Below are 15,794 nucleotides of genomic sequence, written 5' to 3'. Positions count from 1 at the left end.
ACCTTATCATGCGCAGGATAATTCTGGCTTCTACCTCTCCCCGGCGCAGGGAGTTGCTTACACAGCTCATCGGGGATAACTTTCAGGTAATTCCTTCTGCTTACAATGAGCTCATGGTTGAGGGATTGGACCCTGCATCCCGGGTACTTCAGCACGCTCTGGAAAAAGGCCGTGATGTTGCGGCAAAATATCCGGATTCTGTGATAATCGCAGCTGACACGGGTATATCATGTGGCGGGAAATTTCTGGGCAAGCCTGCAGGTAAAGAAGATGCCATATCAATGCTGGGTATGATGAGTGGCAGAACTGTGGAAGTTTTAACCGGTATTGTTGTTATCGATTCGGAAAATGGGATTGAGGAAAGTGACATAATATCCACTCAAGTTGAGATGACGAATCTCTCCCGGGAAGAAATAATAGCGTATGTGAAAACCGGTGAACCAATGGGTAAAGCTGGTGCCTTTGCCATACAGGGGCTTGGTGCAGTGCTTGTGGAAAAAATTGAAGGGGATTTCTGTAATGTGGTTGGACTTCCCCTTTTCAGGCTTTCGCAGATGTTAAAAAATAAAGGTGTAGATGTATTTGGACTCATGCAGGCCGATGCCTGACCTTTTCCTTTAATAGATAATAGATTGCACCTGTTGATAGGAGAGTGGCGACCATATAGACTATCCAGCCAATGTATGGGATACTTCCCAGTAGCAGTAGTATGAATATGCCGACTGCCATCTCCCTCCATCGTGTGGTAGTCCTGCCCAGCAACTCGAATAGTTTTTTTCCCAGCCATAAGCCGGCTATTATCCTTGCACAGTAAAGCATAAACACCAGTATCAGGAATAGAAGCAGTGCCAGAGGTATCCCGATCACTGTTACTGTAAGTGCAATTGATCCCATGACAATTCCCAGCAATGATAAAAGGCCGGCTATAGTCTTGTGAATCGGTTTATCCGTGAGGTGAAAGGTCATGTCCTCAATGCTATTTGTTGCCAGGTAGAGAATTATCCAGCCGGTCAATAGTAACATTATGTAACGCAATAACCAGAATACAGTATCCATGAATCCGTATCCATTTTCATCGGATTCGGTTTGCCCCGCGTATCTATCTGTAGAGGTGATAGTTTCCCCCTGGATGGTGGCGTCAGGTAAGGTTTGTATTTTATTGGTATCAACATCCACTTCTCCTGCGACATTTCCGCCAAGTATTATATTCCCGAAGTTTCCTGACACATCGCCCGCAACATCCCCGTAGAGGTATGCCTTATCCGTGCCTGCTGTCAGGTCTCCTCCGATTGTTGCATTTTCTTCCAGGATTATTTGGCCGCAACCTGCAATGACATCATCTCCGATATTTCCTGATATGGTCAGTTTCCCGGCTGCTATCCTGACATCATCGGCTATATTTCCTCGTATTGCTATTGTACCGCCCGCAGCTATCAGGTCTCCGGAAATATCTCCGTTGATGGTAATGGTGCCGCCGGTAACCACCAGGTCACCGTTTATATCACTGTTAATCTGCAGATTACCTCCTGCAGCATAAACGTCATCATCTATCTGTTGTAAGATTTCCATATCCCCTTCGCCATCGTATGATGTGAAGGCAAAAGCAGGTTGGATGCTCAACAGTACACATAACAGTAACAGGACAGAGAACCTTCTGATCTGCATATAATAACCCCTTTAATGATTGGTTGAAGAGTTATTTAAGGAACACTGTTCACTCCACATATAGTTGCTTTATAATATCCAGTGTGTTCATAACCCCCAGGGCGACACCTTCGACTTCGATACCTCCCTCTCCTTTTGCCCCGTCACCAACTACGTAAAGGTTATCAATGGGAGTGATATTGCCTATATCTGATCCAGAGGATGCCCTGTTTACGGGCCATCCGTCATAATATGACTGGGTAAGGATTACTTCATATTTGTTATTGGGGAAGACTTCCTTAAGATCCTGCAGGCCAATTTCGATCTCCTCTTCAAGTTTATCGATATTTTCCTGCTGGACACTTTGGTGTGCCATTACCAAATGTTTCCCGCTGGGGGCAAGGTTTGGGTCTGTGTTAGTCACTTCATTGATTCCATTGATCCGGCGACAGTAAGGTGTCAGGAGAATCCCGTTGTGACCAATCAATGGCTTATCTGCGGCCAGACATATCTTAATTCCTGCAGAAGGTTTGGCATTGTTTATCTTTTCTTCATAAGCGTTATCTATGGTACCTGATTCATAAAGATCTCTTGTAAATGGGTGGCCAATATTGCTTATTACAATGTCAGAGTAATGTTTTTTCCCATTTGCTATTACTCCCCGGGCAGTGTTGTCTTTCACAATTATCCGGCTCACTTCGGTATTTTTATGGATTATCCCGCCATTTGAACGAATTATTTCTACAAGAGCATCCGTAACTCCTTTACATCCACCCATTGGGATGCCTGTTCCTCCATAGCGGTAGAGATTCTCAAATATTTCAAAAGCTTCCTCTGCAGGTACATCCCTGTTTGTCAGGCTCAGTGCCCAGCCGCAGAAGGAGTTGGCGGTTTTGTGTGCGCTATCTTCATTCAGGTATTTACGAATCCAGTTTTCAAAAGAAATATTTTTAGGAGGCCACCTTCTGGTGGTAATTAAAAGGATTGAAAGCTTGAGCCTGTTCCACATGGAGAATTGCGAGCCATACTGATTGAAAGATATATCTTTAAATCCGGATTTGTAATCATTTGCCCCATTTGCAGGTATACGGATCATGGCCATTGGTTTACAGGGTACGATTTCCACATCTGCACCTATTTTCCTGAGCAGGTTGCCCAGAGGGCCTGTAGAACCATGAGGTATCATGTGCAATGCTCCCGTGGACAGGCTAAAACCGTGATATTCGATGTTCGTAAAACGGCCACCTGTAATGGGTAATTTTTCAAAGACCTCTACTTCATGTCCTTCGATTGCAAGTGAAGCCGCGCTTAAAAGGCCGCCAAGCCCTGCTCCGATTATATTGATTTTCATTTTTCAGCCTCAATAGCCTTAAGGGGACAGTAAAATGCACATACGCCACAGTTGGTACATTTTTCTGTAATGTATGCATTTCCTTTAACTACAATGGCGTCCTGTTTGCAGAAAGCGGTACATTGTCCGCATCCGACACATTTTTCATTGACTCGCATATGATTCTCCGCTATTCAGGTAGGTGTACTATATTTTGACTTCCGGTGTGAATCGGGATGGGATGAATACACAATTTATTAATATTTAGTTTTCGTTACTTTAAAAGTAGTAATGGTGGAAATGGATTATTGTTAATTATCAATGGTGGTAGTTATATATCTCCTTGTTCATATATGCTTAAATGGTGATTGGATGTCTGCAGAGGTAATACAGGTAGTTTCCCGGAAAAAAGGGGAAATTGTTTCAAAAAAAGTTAAGGCAGCGCCCTATGAATTTACTATCGCAACCCGTGCAAGGTGGGAAATGGTGATTGCGGATAACGACCTGGAAATCAGGGCAGGGGAATACAAAAAGATTCCTGTCAGGGAAATCACTCTTGACCCCGATACTCTTGCCATGCCATGCGCTTTCACATATCATGCAGTTGCTTCTGTTCTCAAGATTGCTTCCACTGAGGGAGCATGTCCGGTGGATAAGGAGCGCACTGTCAGGTATGCATATGTATTCGGCCAGACAAATGGAAAAATCAGGGAAGGCGACCTGCTTGGTGTCTTGAATGTTTTCCCGATAATGTTTACCAGGGAAGCAATGACTCCCACTGAAGTTGACTGAGGGGTATTCAAATGGAGACCTGTTTGATTTGTGGTGAGGTTCAGGATCACAAACATTATGGTAATTACAATATCTGCACGACCTGTGCTGATGTTATGGAAGATGTGATGGGGGAATTTTTCCTCCGTACAATTTGCAATTGTTCCAAGCCCCAGTCCCACGAAACATATTTTAGTTATTTAAATAGTACATCAAGGTACATTTCTGATTACAAGAAAATCACATCCCGTTCAAAAAAATATGAAAGGCATATTTCTGAAAAAGCTTCGGATGCAATTGAAAACGTGGAAGTCCCTTCAAAGCAGCGATATTTTGAAAGAATGCAGGCTGTTGTAAAATGGCTGGAGGATAACCCGGCATTTTACCATTATTATTTTAAGAAATATTATGTCTGCCCTGCTTGCGGAGCTTCTATCTTTGAAAGGTATATAAAAGAGGAAGTAGGGGATTGGATCATTATTTCCTGTTCTGAATGCGGTGAGCTGATTAAGAAATACTTCGCTCCAAAAACTCTTTGATGTATACCTTTCTAACTATTTTTTTTATTTTAGTCATATTTGTGTTTTGTTTTTCTTACGTCTTGTGTAATGCCTTTTTTAATTTCAATTTTGATTATAAAGCGTGATAAATCCAATATGTTTTTATGTGATGATTCATTAGAAGATTCAAAATAAAATCCAGTGGACCATTTATTATACAAATGCAGTGACGTTACATAAAGTCAATTGGTCCACTTTTATTGATATTCATAATCAGGTGAGTATATGTCAGGAATTGTCAATAGTGATATAATATATAGTTACATCCCGGTTGCGGTGTTTCTTGTCGTCTCACTACTGATGCCACCAATGACGATGCTGATCGTTAAATTGCTCAGTCCAAGGAGCAAGGGTGCGGAGAAATATTCCACTTATGAATCAGGATCGGTTCCTACCGGCCCTGCACGTATTCAGTTCAATGTGGAGTATTACCTCTATGCGATCGCATTCGTATTGTTTGATGTCGTAGTCCTTTTCCTTTATCCGTGGGCTATGATATACAGAGGTAGCACAGGAGTGGATCCGACGGTAGCGATAGTCGAAATGTTTGTATTCATATCTGTTTTCCTGTTCGGTTATGCATTCTTATGGAAGAAGGGGGCCCTTAAATGGCTGAAGAATTAAAGGAAAAATCCTATGAACAGCCCGCTGTTGAAGAACAGGTTGCAGAGGAAGAAAATATCCCCGGTGTGGTAACTACCACTTCTCAGGAAATAAACAAATTCCTTCAGAAGACAAAGGCTCAGGACTTCATAAACTGGGGTCGTAAGAACTCTCTATGGTTTATGGCCCAGGCAATGGGATGCTGTGGTGTAGAGATTATTGTAACAGGTATGTCTCCTATGGATACCGATCGTTTTGGTATCATTCCCAGGAACTCCCCCCGACAGGCAGATGTTATGATAATCAGTGGGTATGTTACAAAGAAATATCTCCCCGCTCTCAAGAAATTATATGATCAGATGCCTTCTCCTAAATGGGTAATCTGCATGGGTGACTGTTCTATAAGTGGCGGTCCCTTCTACGAGTCCTACAGTACTGTACAGAATATAGATGAGATATTCCCGGTTGATGTTTTCATTCCCGGCTGTCCTCCCAGGCCTGAAGCATTAATTCAGGGCTTCCTTGAAATCCAGAAAAAGATTGAAGCCAGGGAAGATAAAGGATCAGGATATGACGGGTGATATCATGGATGCGGAAAAGATTATTGATTCACTGAGCAGTAAATTCCCGGAAGCAATCTCAGATACAACTACCGAGTCTGAAAGACGCATTTCTGCATATGCTGATGCTGATAGCATTGTGGAAGTATGCCAGTATCTAAAAGAGGAACTCGAGTTTGGACATCTTTGTTCTGAAACAGCGGTAGATCTGATTCAGAAAAACGAAATTGATGTGGTGTATCACATAGGTTCCTATGACCATCCGGTAGTACTGACATTGAAAGCAAGACTTCCTAGGGATAACCCTCAGATTGAATCTGTGGTGCCGGTTTACTGGAATGCCAACTGGTATGAAAGGGAAACCTATGAGTTATTCGGTGTACAGTACAAGAATCATCCGGACCTGAGAAACCTTGTCCTTCCGGATGAATTGCTGGGAGACTGGCCTCTGCGTAAGGATTACGAAGGATTCCCCCAAAATACTGCTAAAAACCTGGTGTGAGTGATAAATATGGATACTAATGTTGGTCCTGATGAGATGCTTATCCACCTGGGCCCTCAGCATGTTGCACAACCCGGACCTTTCAGGCTGAATGTCAAAGTGAAAGGTGAGACTGTGCAGGACTCTGAGGTCGAGATTGGTTTCATCCATAAGGGCATTGAAAAAATACTGGAAAACAAGACCTACCTTCAAGGTATTCCTGTGGTTGACAGGGCATGTTATCTTGCAGCTCTTACCAATGAGGAAGCTTTTGTAGGTTGTGTCGAAAAATTGGCCGGAGTCGAGCCGACTGAAAGATCACAGTATATCAGGGTTATAGTTGAAGAACTTTCCAGGATACAGAGCCATCTGCTTGGATATGCGGAATACGCTTCTTTCCTTGGATTTGTATCAATGTTCATGTACCCGATAGCTGTTAGGGAAAAAGTCCTGGAACTTCTTGAAATGACCACCGGTGCAAGGATTACGCACTCATACCTTCGTTTTGGTGGTGTACGTGATGATCTGCCGGAAGGTTTCGAGGCAAAATGCAAGGAAACATTCGACTACGTCAGAAAAGGTGTTGAGGAATGGGGCGAGTTGATGAAAACTGACATGATATATAGGGAACGTGCTGTAGGTGTTGGTGTACTCACACCTGATATAGCCAGCGACCTTGGAGTTTCCGGTCCGCCATTGCGTGCAACAGGCGTTGCTTTTGATATAAGGAAGGATGATCCCTATCTTGTTTATGATGACTTGGATTTCAAGGTTTGTACCGAAACTGCAGGAGATATTGACGCACGTATCTGGGTGCGTATCGCAGAAATATACGAAAGTATGTATATTGTCGAGCAGGCGCTTGATCAGATGCCTTCCGGCCCCCTGTTCCCGGAGAACCTGCCGTATGATCGCAGGTCCCCTGTCATGAGGGTTCCAAAAGGCGAGGTGTTCTACAGGGTTGAAGATCCAAGAGGAGAAATGGGATTCTATATGATCTCCGATGGTTCAGACAAACCCTATCGTGTAAAGATCAGAGGTCCCGTATATCCCACAATGCAGGCACTGCCACCCCTTATAAAAGGCACTCAGCTTGCAGATGTTGTAGCGATTGCGGGAAGTATGGACGCATGTACCAGTGAGGCGGATAGGTGAAAACATGTTCGATATTCCAGCAAACATTTTTCCATGGGTAAAAGCAATCGTTGGTCTTGCGCTTATAGGAGCTCTTTTCGGAGCCGGAATGGCCGCTATCTGGATTGAGCGTAAACTTGCCGGTGATATACAGGAAAGATATGGTCCCAACAGGGTAGGTCCAATGGGTCTGCTGCAGCTTGTTGCGGATGCAATCAAATTGTTTACAAAAGAAGATATAATTCCTGCAAAAGTAGACAAGATTCTGTATATCGGTGCACCGATTGTAATTATGATGTCGGTCTTTTTGATGCTTGTTGCTATTCCCTTCGGGGCTGTTTACATAAACGGTGTCGAGTATGTATTGGCAGCAACCCAGATGGACATAAGTATTCTCTACATTGAGGCCGTTTCTGCGATCGCCGTTATCGGTATATTTGTACTTGGATACGGACAGAATAACAAGTATGCAATGATGGGTACTTTCCGTAACTTTGCAAGAATGATCGGTTATGAGATTCCTCTGGGAATTACCATTGTAAGTGTTGCCGTGATGGCAGGCTCTCTTGATGTGGTTGAGATCGTCCATGCCCAGAGTCCCATATGGTATGTATTCCTGCAACCGATTGGTTTCATAGTATTCTTCATTGCTATGATGGCTGATATGGGTCGTCTTCCTTTCGACCAGAATGAGGCCGAAGAAGAACTTCAGGCTGGTGTTTTTACTGAATACAGTGGCATGAGGTTCGGTCTGGGATTCTTCGCAGAATACTTCCATTTGATTCTCGGTTCATTCTTGATTTCACTGCTTTTCCTGGGTGGATGGAATCTCCCTGGATTTGTAACTGATAATATTGTACTCGGAATAATCCTTCCAACACTGTTCCTCATAGCCAAGGCAACGATCGTTATGATGTTTATTATCATGCTGCGCTGGGCTGTTCCGAGGTTCAGGATCGACCAGGTGGTTGATCTTAGCTGGAAAAAACTCCTGCCCCTCTCCCTGTTGAACCTTGGATGGGCTATTGCATTAGGTTTGTATCTGGGAGCGTGATTAGATGGTTCTGAAAAATATCACAAGAGCTTTAAAGAACATCCGAAAGCCCCGTGTTACCAGAATGTATCCTGAAATACGCTCGGAATTGCCTGAAAGGTTCAGAGGGCTGCAAAAACTTGATAAAAGTAAATGCATCGGGTGTGGAATATGTGCAAATACCTGTCCCAACTGTGCAATTAAGATTGTGAGGGCCAGGGTAAGTAAAGATAGTACCAAGACCCGGTGGTTCCCCGAAATAGATGTCGGGCACTGCCTGTTTTGTGGTCTTTGTATTGACCAGTGTCCACAGGATGCCCTCTCAAGTTCAAAGATTTATACAGATGGTATAATCACGTGGAAACATGAGGATCTTCTCTTTACACCAGATCAACTGGCAAGGGAAGAACCTATTGACGCCCCGGAGGCTGAACAATGATTGGAATAGGAGAAGCTTTGGTCTTTTTCATATTAGCAGCCGTGGTAATTTTCTTTTCCCTGGCAGCAGTGCTGTCTAAGGATATAGTCAGGGCGGCACTAGCACTTGTATTTTCAATGTTTACAGTCGCCGGCCTGTTTATCACGCTGAATGCCCAGTTTTTGGGTGTCGTACAGATCCTGGTCTATGTGGGTGCAATCGGTGTGCTGATCCTCTTTGCCGTGATGCTGACAAAGAATACAATGGGAAGTGATGATAATGGCAACTGATAAGCCAGACATCTGGGATTCATTTGTACATCAGTTCAATCCCCGCAGGTTCCTTATCCGTCTTGCACACATGGAAATCCCTCCACTGGAAGTAATTGGAAGGGCCATTTTAAGAGCGTCAATTGTAGGTTTGTTCCTTGCGGTGGTTCTTGTATCCCTTTACGGAACATCCTGGACAACAGTTGATCAGCTGCCCCAGAACATGGAAGACCAGAGTAACATTAAAGCCATCGGTACCCTGATATTCACTGATTTCGTAGTACCATTCGAAGTTCTTTCAATTGTGCTGCTATCTTCACTCATGGGTGCTATTTACATGGCAAAAGGAGAGGATAACCAATGATTCCCCTTAATTGGTATCTTGCACTTTCTGCGATAGTCTTTGCCATAGGTCTCTATGGTTTCATTTCACAGAAAAACGGTATTCGTATCCTGATGTGTGTGGAACTTATGCTAAATGCAGCAAACATTAATCTTGTAGCTTTTTCCACTTACAATGATGATATGAGCGGCCAGGTATTTGCTCTCTTCTCGATAGCACTGGCAGCAGCAGAAGCAGCAATAGGTTTCGCAATCATGGTGTCCATTTACAGGATGCGGGATGCTATCAATCTTGACGAGCTTAACTTGTTGAGGTGGTAATGATATGGCTTATGAAAATTTAGCGTTTTTAATACCACTTTTACCCGCACTCGCCTTTGTAATTACCTTCTTTGTAGGTAAGAAAACCCCATATGGCGGTGCATTAATTCCGATATTTGCAATAGCAGCATCATTTTTGATCTCTCTACTGATCACTATAGGATTGCTGCAGAACCCGGATCAGGTAATTAGCCAGTCCTACCACTGGTTCGCAATTCTTAATCTGGGTATTCTGATAGATCCGCTTGCAGCGGTAATGCTCACAATGGTGACCTTTGTAAGTCTGCTTATTCACATCTATTCAGTAGGCTACATGTCACATGACCCGGCCAAATCAAGGTACTTTGCAGAGACCTCTCTTTTCACTGCGTCTATGCTGAGTCTGATTTTGTCCGACAATATTCTCCAGTTGTTCATAAGCTGGGAACTTGTGGGTCTGTGTTCTTATCTGCTAATTGGTTTCTGGTACCAGAAACCCAGCGCTGCTTCAGCGGCAAAGAAGGCTTTCCTCACCACTAGGATTGGAGATGTGATGTTCCTTGCAGGTATTATTGTCCTGTTTGCCGATCTTTTCAAACTGGTAAACGGCAGTATCCCCGAAGGTGTCTACCTGCTCCGGTTCGATGAGATCTTCTCCTACATCCCCGAAATAGCTGCCATGAATGCAACGATTCTTGGCTTTGAGGTAAGCCACCTTACGATAATCACTCTCCTGTTCTTTGGAGGGGCCGTTGGTAAATCCGGTCAGTTCCCGCTACATGTGTGGCTGCCTGATGCAATGGAAGGTCCAACAACTGTTTCGGCTCTTATCCATGCTGCAACAATGGTTACAGCCGGTGTCTATCTGGTTGCAAGAACCTTCCCGATGTTCATCGCTGCACCACAATCCCTCATTATAGTGGCATATGTGGGTGCCTTCACCGCACTGTTTGCCGCAACAATGGGAATTGTGATGAACGATTTGAAACGGGTACTTGCCTATTCTACCATCAGTCAGCTTGGTTACATGATGCTGGGATTGGGTATGGGAGCGGTCATCGGTGCAGAAGCAGTCGGTGTATCTATATTCCACCTGGTCAGCCATGCATTCTTCAAGGCACTTCTTTTCCTTTGTGCCGGTAGTGTGATCCATGCTGTGGGAACCCATGATATGAGGGAACTTGGTGGCGTTGCAAAGGTCATGCCTATAACAGCTGCAACAATGGTAGCCGCATCTCTTGCTCTTGCAGGCTTCGGTATACCCGGAACCTCTATAGGAAGTACAGGTTTCTTCAGTAAAGATCCAATAATTGAAAATGCATATCTCTTCGGGGAACATGCAGGAAACTGGTTCCCATATCTCTTTGCAATCGTGGCAGCACTGCTTACTTCACTTTACATATTCAGGTTGCTGTTCATGACATTTGCCGGAAAGCCCAGGACCAATTATGGTGGGCATGAATCTCCTGCATCAATGACAGTTCCGCTTTCCATACTGGGTATACTTGCCCTGATCTTCGGAGCTATCGTTGTTGAACCATTCAACAAGTTTGTAAGCGGTACCTTTGTGAACAACTTTGTTAACATGGACATCCCTGCTTTGGCAGAGGTGGGTAACTATGAACTTGCCCATCATGCAGGCCACGAACCATTGCTCATACTGTGGATGCCTGTTATCGTGGCAGTGATCGGTCTGTTGATCGCCTTTGTGATCTACTATCAGAAAGCAATAGACATGAGCAGGTTTGTTTCAAAAGACAACTCTGTGTACAAACTCCTCTACAACCGCTATTATCAGAATGAGATATTCACCCAGCTCTTTGCTGTCAAGTTTGTCTATGAAGGTCTTGCCATGGCAGGTTATCACATAGACAGGTTTATTGATGGTATTGTCAATGTCATCAGTTACCTGACAATAGAGGCAGGGGATTCCTTCAGGAAGATACAGACAGGAGTTATACAACACTACTCGATGGCTGTCATTACAGGAGTAAGTCTCCTGGTAATATTGATCAAGCTCGTCATGGAGGTCTTCTAATGTTGCCGGTATTATCCCTAATAGTGCTGATTCCGCTATTGTTCTCAGCATTTGCATTCCTTACGAAAACAAGGGAGCAAGCTCGTGTGGTGGCCCTTATGGGTACACTTATCACCCTGATACTGACCCTTTACATGTACTTCAGCTTCGACAGCTCATCAGCTGCGATGCAGTTTGAGGAATTGGCAAGCTGGATTCCAAGTCTTGGTATAAATTACCATCTTGGTGTCGATGGTATCTCAATGCCTCTTATATTGCTCAATGCAATAGTAATTCCACTGCTAATACTGTTCACCTGGGATGATGTCAGATCAACTCCCAACAGGTTTTATGGCTTGATCCTGGCAATGCAGGGGGCAGTTATCGGTGTATTCGTTTCCCTGGATTTCTTCCTCTTCTATGTATTCTGGGAACTTACACTGATCCCACTGTTCTTCATGGTGAACATTTGGGGCGGTCCGAATAAGAGGCATGCTTCAATCAAGTTCTTTATTTACACCCATGTAGCTTCCCTTGTGATGCTGCTGGGTATCTTCGGACTTTACTTTGCTGCCTGGGATCAGACCGGTGTGGCAAATATGGGCATTGCCCATCTCATGAGCCATTTCCCGATGATTGGATCAGGTATTGCCAGAGATGCAATTTTCCTTGCACTTCTCTTCGGTTTCCTGGTCAAACTTCCGATAGTGCCATTCCACTCCTGGCTACCGGATGCTTATGCAGAGGCACCGACTGCCGGAAGTGTACTGTTCATCCTGCTCAAGATCGCCGGATACGGTATCTTCCGTGTAATCCTGCCAATGCTTCCTGCTACAGGAACCCCGGATATGATGATTACAATCCTGGGATTGCTTGGTGCTGTAAGTATTGTGTACGGTGCATTCCTGGCACTGTCCCAGAAGGATCTCAAGAGAATGGTTGCCTATTCCAGTGTAAGTCACATGGGATTTGTGGCCCTGGGAGCTGCAGGACTTGTTGCATTGTCTATCTCCGGAGCAATGTTCCAGCAGTTTTCCCACGGTTTGATAATGAGCATAATGTTCATGTCCGTAGGAGTAATTCAGGCATCCACCGGTACTAGGGTCATCAATGATCTTGGGGGTCTTGCTACAAAAATGCCCAAACTGGCGGTTATAATGATGCTGGCTTTCATGGCATCTCTCGGATTGCCAGGTTTGACCGGTTTCATCGCCGAATTCATGGTTTTCACTTTCAGTTATGTAAATGTGCCAACGTTTGTAATACTCGCACTGTTTGGTGTAGTCATAACTGCTGGTTACCATCTCTGGGCAATGCAAAGAACTATGTTTGGTGTCTATAATGGAAAGATCGGAGAGGTCTTTGATCTGTCCAATGTACAGACCTTCTCCATGGCAGTTATAGCCCTGCTGGTACTGTACTTCGGATTGAACCCAAGTCCGGTGCTGGATATGATGATTACAGGTTCGAATGAAATAGTCAGCCTTATGGCTGCAATGGGGGTGTAAGAATGGTAGATTTGATGTTACTTGCACCTGAGATTATAATTGCATTGACTGGATTGATCGTACTCACGATTGGTATTTTTATGGGTTCATCATCCAAAAACATACTAGGTTATATCGCAACAGCGGGCTGTTTGGCAGCCCTTGCAATGGTGCTCGGCAACTTCAGTGCCTCAGCATTGATGTTTTCCGATACCCTGAGTGTAGACCCCCTTTCCCAGTTCTTTAAACTGGTGTTTTTGGTGGTTGCTCTTATTGTATCCATTGCATCTATCAAGTACATTGAAAACAATACAGACACGGAAATCTTCTATTGCCTTGTGCTGTTTGCCACCTTCGGTATGATGTTTGTGGCATCTGCCAATGACCTCATGGTTCTTTTTGTGGCCTTTGAGCTGGCAAGTATAGCAACCTATGCGCTTGCCGGGTTTGAGAAGAAGAATCCCCGCTCTGTCGAAGCCGCAATGAAATACCTGCTTATGGGTGCTCTCTCAGCGGCCCTGTTGCTTATGGGAATATCCTTTGTTTACGGTGCAACCGGTACCACTTCCATTCCGGGTATCGCACAGAACATGGATGTATTGACCTCTAACGCAATCGGATTACTTGCAATAGTACTCCTGATAGCAGGTTTTGGTTTCAAGATTGCTCTTGTACCATTCCACATGTGGGCTCCGGATACCTACCAGGGTTCACCTTCTGTTGTATCGGCCCTTCTGGCCGCAGGCTCCAAGAAGATGGCATTCGTTGCCGCATTCAAGGTATTCATAATAGCCCTTCTGGCACTCCAGGCGGACTGGAGGATGGCTTTTGCGATACTGGCAGTAATTACCATGACATATGGTAATGTAGTGGCCCTGTCCCAGAGAAGTGTAAAACGTATGCTAGCTTACTCCTCTATTGCACAGGCAGGCTACATTTCAATGGCATTTGTGGTCCTCACCCCAATGGCACTGACCGGAGGTATACTCTATACCCTGGCTCACGGTTTCATGAAGGCCGGTGCTTTCATAGCTGTTGCTGCTGTAGTCTACATGGTTATAAAGGAAAAGAGGGATACTGAAATCCCGGACCACCTTGACAACTTCAAGGGACTGGGTAAGAAAATGCCAATAACTGCACTGTGTCTTACTGTATTTGTATTTGCACTTGCAGGAATTCCGCCAACAGCAGGTTACATGAGCAAGTTCATCCTGTTCTCCTCGACCATTCAGTCAGGAATGGTATGGCTTGCGGTAATCGCAATCTTGAATAGTGCGCTTTCCCTGTATTATTATGCAAGGCTTGTAAGATACATGTATGCAATGCCCCATGAAGGTGAAAAAGTATCTGAACCTGTTCCCTATGTAGCAGCTCTTCTGATTTCCCTTGTGGGTGTACTGGCTATTGGTTTATGGCCGGAGCCATTCGTTGAAATTGCAATGCAAGCAGCCAGTGTACTTGTCGGAGGTATCTAATATGGCAGATTGTGATCTATGTGGTGTGTCAATACCCACCGTTTGTCCGGTAAAAGTGTTTGAACCCCGGTTCGAACACTCTTATCCCGAAGGAATCTGGAAGGGTCTATGCGAAAAATGTCTTGATTCTGCAAAAGGCACATTTGACGAAAAAAGTGATGAGGAAGGTAAATGCGTTCCCGGCAATAAATTCGAGAAATGTGACCTGTGCGGAACCACATGCCAGCTCTATGATGTAGAGGTTTTTGTTCCCTCTTTCAAGAATGTATACGATGAAGAGGTAAGACATCTCTGCAGGCGATGTCTTGAAAGCTGCAATGAGGCCTATGACAGAAAAGATGAGTGTTTTGGAGAACACCATTAAAAGGGGAATCTTCCCCTTTCTCTTCTTTTTTTTAAACTATACTGAGTAGTATAATCAGTATCGTAAATCGTATTAGAATACTCATTCCGGTTGATATTGTTACTATTTTCACGCCAAGTTTCGGGCCGAATATAGAAATATATCTTGGCAGCAGAGTCTTTATACTGAATATCGGCAGCATGAACATACTTCCAAGCATTATGACGATCATGGCCTGCAGGTAGGATATACTACCCTCCCCTATCATGGGACCAAGCAATGACACTCCCAATATTGGACTGGCAATATAAGTTGTAAGGGGGATGATGCTTTCTGAGGGTATACCAAATAGGTCAGCCAGAGGCAGCACACTGAATATTTCAAAAAAGCCTCTTTTCCTCAGTGCAAAAACAAGGGTGGTCATGCCCAGGTATATTGTGGCGATCTTGAAGAAAAGTTTCTTTTCTTTTTTGAAACTTGTTTTCATTGCCTCCTTTAGCGGAGGTCTATTCCCGTTGTGTTCGTCATCCAGTGTACAGTTATTTTGTTCCTTTATCCAGAATTTACTCAGGATTATAACAACTGAAAACTTCACAACGGCTGATATAATGAATACCATCACGTAGAATCCACCGACTACAGGTCCCAGTGCAGGTATTATTATGGGGATCTGATACGTTATGATCCCTCTTACATAAGCAGGTGTACTGTTGAGGATGGCACATAGTATTGCTTCCCTGTCATTAACACACCCTTTATCCTTTGCCTGGACTACCATGCTGTTCGCAGCAGCAGTTGATCCGATAGCAACTAAAAAAGCACTTCCACAGGACTCGGGCAGATTGGTGTGCTTGAGCAGAGGTCTTGCGAGGCGGGATAATTTTTTCATCAGCCCCAGTTCTATAAGGAGTCCGGCACCCCATAATCCTATAAAGATCATTATAAGTATGGGAAATGCAAAATCAAGAACCCTTAATAGCAGGTCAATCATATCACTTTAGATAGGAATCCCTGTAAATTAATCTAT

Annotated in this window: 20 protein-coding genes; 16 read left to right on the top strand and 4 right to left on the bottom strand. The window is 44.2% G+C overall.

Features of this window, described 5'->3' with window-relative positions:
- Window positions 1–8: 8 nt before the first annotated feature.
- Window positions 9–608: a Maf family nucleotide pyrophosphatase gene (locus MMAH_RS08005; protein ID WP_013038045.1), complete on the top strand. Its 600-nt coding sequence runs from the start codon at window positions 9–11 to the stop codon at window positions 606–608.
- Here the strand turns inward: MMAH_RS08005 and MMAH_RS08000 are convergent.
- Genes MMAH_RS08000 through MMAH_RS07990 form a run of 3 tightly spaced genes read right to left on the bottom strand, consistent with a single transcriptional unit; the run spans window position 589 to window position 3,153 of the window.
- Window positions 589–1,665 (bottom strand): bactofilin family protein, encoded by a 1,077-nt coding sequence (locus tag MMAH_RS08000; RefSeq protein ID WP_013038044.1) that lies wholly within the window; start codon window positions 1,663–1,665, stop codon window positions 589–591. The genes MMAH_RS08005 and MMAH_RS08000 overlap by 20 nt on opposite strands.
- A 49-nt stretch (window positions 1,666–1,714) precedes the next feature.
- Window positions 1,715–2,995 carry a phytoene desaturase family protein gene (locus MMAH_RS07995; RefSeq protein WP_013038043.1) on the bottom strand — a complete coding sequence of 427 codons (1,281 nt, stop codon included), beginning with the start codon at window positions 2,993–2,995 and terminating at the stop codon, window positions 1,715–1,717.
- Window positions 2,992–3,153 carry a 4Fe-4S binding protein gene (locus MMAH_RS07990; protein WP_013038042.1) on the bottom strand — a complete coding sequence of 54 codons (162 nt, stop codon included), beginning with the start codon at window positions 3,151–3,153 and terminating at the stop codon, window positions 2,992–2,994. The genes MMAH_RS07995 and MMAH_RS07990 overlap by 4 nt, the downstream gene beginning before the upstream one ends.
- A 193-nt stretch (window positions 3,154–3,346) precedes the next feature.
- Between MMAH_RS07990 and MMAH_RS07985 the strand changes: the two genes are divergently transcribed.
- The 15 genes from MMAH_RS07985 (at window position 3,347) to MMAH_RS07915 (ending at window position 14,788) form a co-directional block, all read left to right on the top strand.
- Window positions 3,347–3,766, top strand: coding sequence for a DUF22 domain-containing protein (locus MMAH_RS07985; protein WP_048902176.1), 420 nt, complete (start codon window positions 3,347–3,349; stop codon window positions 3,764–3,766).
- 11 nt (window positions 3,767–3,777) lie between these two features.
- The gene (locus MMAH_RS07980) at window positions 3,778–4,284 is read left to right on the top strand and encodes a hypothetical protein (protein WP_013038040.1); all 507 of its coding nucleotides are present in this window, start codon (window positions 3,778–3,780) and stop codon (window positions 4,282–4,284) included.
- A gap of 246 nt (window positions 4,285–4,530) precedes the next feature.
- Window positions 4,531–4,929: a F420H2 dehydrogenase subunit FpoA gene (fpoA, locus tag MMAH_RS07975; protein ID WP_013038039.1), complete on the top strand. Its 399-nt coding sequence runs from the start codon at window positions 4,531–4,533 to the stop codon at window positions 4,927–4,929.
- Window positions 4,914–5,489 carry an NADH-quinone oxidoreductase subunit B gene (locus MMAH_RS07970; protein WP_013038038.1) on the top strand — a complete coding sequence of 192 codons (576 nt, stop codon included), beginning with the start codon at window positions 4,914–4,916 and terminating at the stop codon, window positions 5,487–5,489. Before fpoA ends, MMAH_RS07970 begins: the two co-directional genes overlap by 16 nt.
- Before the next feature lie 4 nt (window positions 5,490–5,493).
- The gene (gene fpoC, locus MMAH_RS10715) at window positions 5,494–5,970 is read left to right on the top strand and encodes a F420H2 dehydrogenase subunit FpoC (RefSeq protein ID WP_048902300.1); all 477 of its coding nucleotides are present in this window, start codon (window positions 5,494–5,496) and stop codon (window positions 5,968–5,970) included.
- A 9-nt stretch (window positions 5,971–5,979) separates the two neighbouring features.
- Complete coding sequence (fpoD, locus tag MMAH_RS07960) at window positions 5,980–7,104, top strand: F420H2 dehydrogenase subunit FpoD (RefSeq protein WP_013038036.1); 1,125 nt, start codon at window positions 5,980–5,982, stop codon at window positions 7,102–7,104.
- 4 nt (window positions 7,105–7,108) lie between these two features.
- Window positions 7,109–8,137 carry a F420H2 dehydrogenase subunit FpoH gene (gene fpoH, locus MMAH_RS07955; protein WP_013038035.1) on the top strand — a complete coding sequence of 343 codons (1,029 nt, stop codon included), beginning with the start codon at window positions 7,109–7,111 and terminating at the stop codon, window positions 8,135–8,137.
- A gap of 4 nt (window positions 8,138–8,141) precedes the next feature.
- A complete protein-coding gene (gene fpoI, locus MMAH_RS07950; protein ID WP_013038034.1) occupies window positions 8,142–8,555 on the top strand; it encodes a F420H2 dehydrogenase subunit FpoI in 414 nt (137 codons plus the stop codon).
- On the top strand, window positions 8,552–8,824 hold the full coding sequence (locus MMAH_RS10790; protein WP_013038033.1) for an NADH-quinone oxidoreductase subunit J: 273 nt from the start codon (window positions 8,552–8,554) through the stop codon (window positions 8,822–8,824). The genes fpoI and MMAH_RS10790 overlap by 4 nt, the downstream gene beginning before the upstream one ends.
- The gene (gene fpoJ / locus MMAH_RS10785; protein ID WP_281033883.1) at window positions 8,808–9,167 is read left to right on the top strand and encodes a F420H2 dehydrogenase subunit FpoJ; all 360 of its coding nucleotides are present in this window, start codon (window positions 8,808–8,810) and stop codon (window positions 9,165–9,167) included. The genes MMAH_RS10790 and fpoJ overlap by 17 nt, the downstream gene beginning before the upstream one ends.
- Window positions 9,164–9,466 (top strand): F420H2 dehydrogenase subunit FpoK, encoded by a 303-nt coding sequence (gene fpoK, locus MMAH_RS07935; RefSeq protein ID WP_013038031.1) that lies wholly within the window; start codon window positions 9,164–9,166, stop codon window positions 9,464–9,466. The genes fpoJ and fpoK overlap by 4 nt, the downstream gene beginning before the upstream one ends.
- A gap of 4 nt (window positions 9,467–9,470) precedes the next feature.
- The gene (gene fpoL / locus MMAH_RS07930) at window positions 9,471–11,483 is read left to right on the top strand and encodes a F420H2 dehydrogenase subunit FpoL (protein ID WP_013038030.1); all 2,013 of its coding nucleotides are present in this window, start codon (window positions 9,471–9,473) and stop codon (window positions 11,481–11,483) included.
- Window positions 11,483–12,970: a F(420)H(2) dehydrogenase subunit M gene (gene fpoM, locus MMAH_RS07925; protein ID WP_013038029.1), complete on the top strand. Its 1,488-nt coding sequence runs from the start codon at window positions 11,483–11,485 to the stop codon at window positions 12,968–12,970. The genes fpoL and fpoM overlap by 1 nt, the downstream gene beginning before the upstream one ends.
- Before the next feature lie 2 nt (window positions 12,971–12,972).
- The gene (fpoN, locus tag MMAH_RS07920) at window positions 12,973–14,424 is read left to right on the top strand and encodes a F(420)H(2) dehydrogenase subunit N (RefSeq protein ID WP_013038028.1); all 1,452 of its coding nucleotides are present in this window, start codon (window positions 12,973–12,975) and stop codon (window positions 14,422–14,424) included.
- Window position 14,425: 1 nt separating this feature from the next.
- Window positions 14,426–14,788, top strand: coding sequence for a F420H2 dehydrogenase subunit FpoO (locus tag MMAH_RS07915; protein WP_013038027.1), 363 nt, complete (start codon window positions 14,426–14,428; stop codon window positions 14,786–14,788).
- Window positions 14,789–14,819: 31 nt separating this feature from the next.
- On the opposite strand, the gene MMAH_RS07910 is transcribed toward MMAH_RS07915, so the two are convergent.
- The gene (locus tag MMAH_RS07910; RefSeq protein ID WP_013038026.1) at window positions 14,820–15,758 is read right to left on the bottom strand and encodes a nucleoside recognition protein; all 939 of its coding nucleotides are present in this window, start codon (window positions 15,756–15,758) and stop codon (window positions 14,820–14,822) included.
- Window positions 15,759–15,794 lie beyond the last annotated feature (36 nt).

The organism is Methanohalophilus mahii DSM 5219, from assembly GCF_000025865.1.
GTDB lineage: Archaea > Halobacteriota > Methanosarcinia > Methanosarcinales > Methanosarcinaceae > Methanohalophilus > Methanohalophilus mahii.
This window is presented reverse-complemented; position numbering and strand designations above follow the sequence as displayed.

Bases quoted from the DNA above. Each gene is read 5' to 3' on its own strand.
- MMAH_RS08005 (WP_013038045.1), top strand. From the start codon at position 9: ATGCGCAGGATAATTCTGGCTTCTACCTCTCCCCGGCGCAGGGAGTTG.
- MMAH_RS08000 (WP_013038044.1), bottom strand. From the start codon at position 1,665: ATGCAGATCAGAAGGTTCTCTGTCCTGTTACTGTTATGTGTACTGTTG.
- MMAH_RS07985 (WP_048902176.1), top strand. From the start codon at position 3,347: ATGTCTGCAGAGGTAATACAGGTAGTTTCCCGGAAAAAAGGGGAAATT.
- fpoN (WP_013038028.1), top strand. From the start codon at position 12,973: ATGGTAGATTTGATGTTACTTGCACCTGAGATTATAATTGCATTGACT.
- fpoD (WP_013038036.1), top strand. From the start codon at position 5,980: ATGGATACTAATGTTGGTCCTGATGAGATGCTTATCCACCTGGGCCCT.
- fpoH (WP_013038035.1), top strand. From the start codon at position 7,109: ATGTTCGATATTCCAGCAAACATTTTTCCATGGGTAAAAGCAATCGTT.
- fpoI (WP_013038034.1), top strand. From the start codon at position 8,142: ATGGTTCTGAAAAATATCACAAGAGCTTTAAAGAACATCCGAAAGCCC.
- fpoC (WP_048902300.1), top strand. From the start codon at position 5,494: ATGGATGCGGAAAAGATTATTGATTCACTGAGCAGTAAATTCCCGGAA.
- MMAH_RS07910 (WP_013038026.1), bottom strand. From the start codon at position 15,758: ATGATTGACCTGCTATTAAGGGTTCTTGATTTTGCATTTCCCATACTT.
- MMAH_RS10790 (WP_013038033.1), top strand. From the start codon at position 8,552: ATGATTGGAATAGGAGAAGCTTTGGTCTTTTTCATATTAGCAGCCGTG.
- MMAH_RS07970 (WP_013038038.1), top strand. From the start codon at position 4,914: ATGGCTGAAGAATTAAAGGAAAAATCCTATGAACAGCCCGCTGTTGAA.
- fpoJ (WP_281033883.1), top strand. From the start codon at position 8,808: ATGATAATGGCAACTGATAAGCCAGACATCTGGGATTCATTTGTACAT.
- MMAH_RS07995 (WP_013038043.1), bottom strand. From the start codon at position 2,995: ATGAAAATCAATATAATCGGAGCAGGGCTTGGCGGCCTTTTAAGCGCG.
- fpoA (WP_013038039.1), top strand. From the start codon at position 4,531: ATGTCAGGAATTGTCAATAGTGATATAATATATAGTTACATCCCGGTT.
- fpoL (WP_013038030.1), top strand. From the start codon at position 9,471: ATGGCTTATGAAAATTTAGCGTTTTTAATACCACTTTTACCCGCACTC.
- MMAH_RS07990 (WP_013038042.1), bottom strand. From the start codon at position 3,153: ATGCGAGTCAATGAAAAATGTGTCGGATGCGGACAATGTACCGCTTTC.
- MMAH_RS07980 (WP_013038040.1), top strand. From the start codon at position 3,778: ATGGAGACCTGTTTGATTTGTGGTGAGGTTCAGGATCACAAACATTAT.
- fpoM (WP_013038029.1), top strand. From the start codon at position 11,483: ATGTTGCCGGTATTATCCCTAATAGTGCTGATTCCGCTATTGTTCTCA.
- fpoK (WP_013038031.1), top strand. From the start codon at position 9,164: ATGATTCCCCTTAATTGGTATCTTGCACTTTCTGCGATAGTCTTTGCC.
- MMAH_RS07915 (WP_013038027.1), top strand. From the start codon at position 14,426: ATGGCAGATTGTGATCTATGTGGTGTGTCAATACCCACCGTTTGTCCG.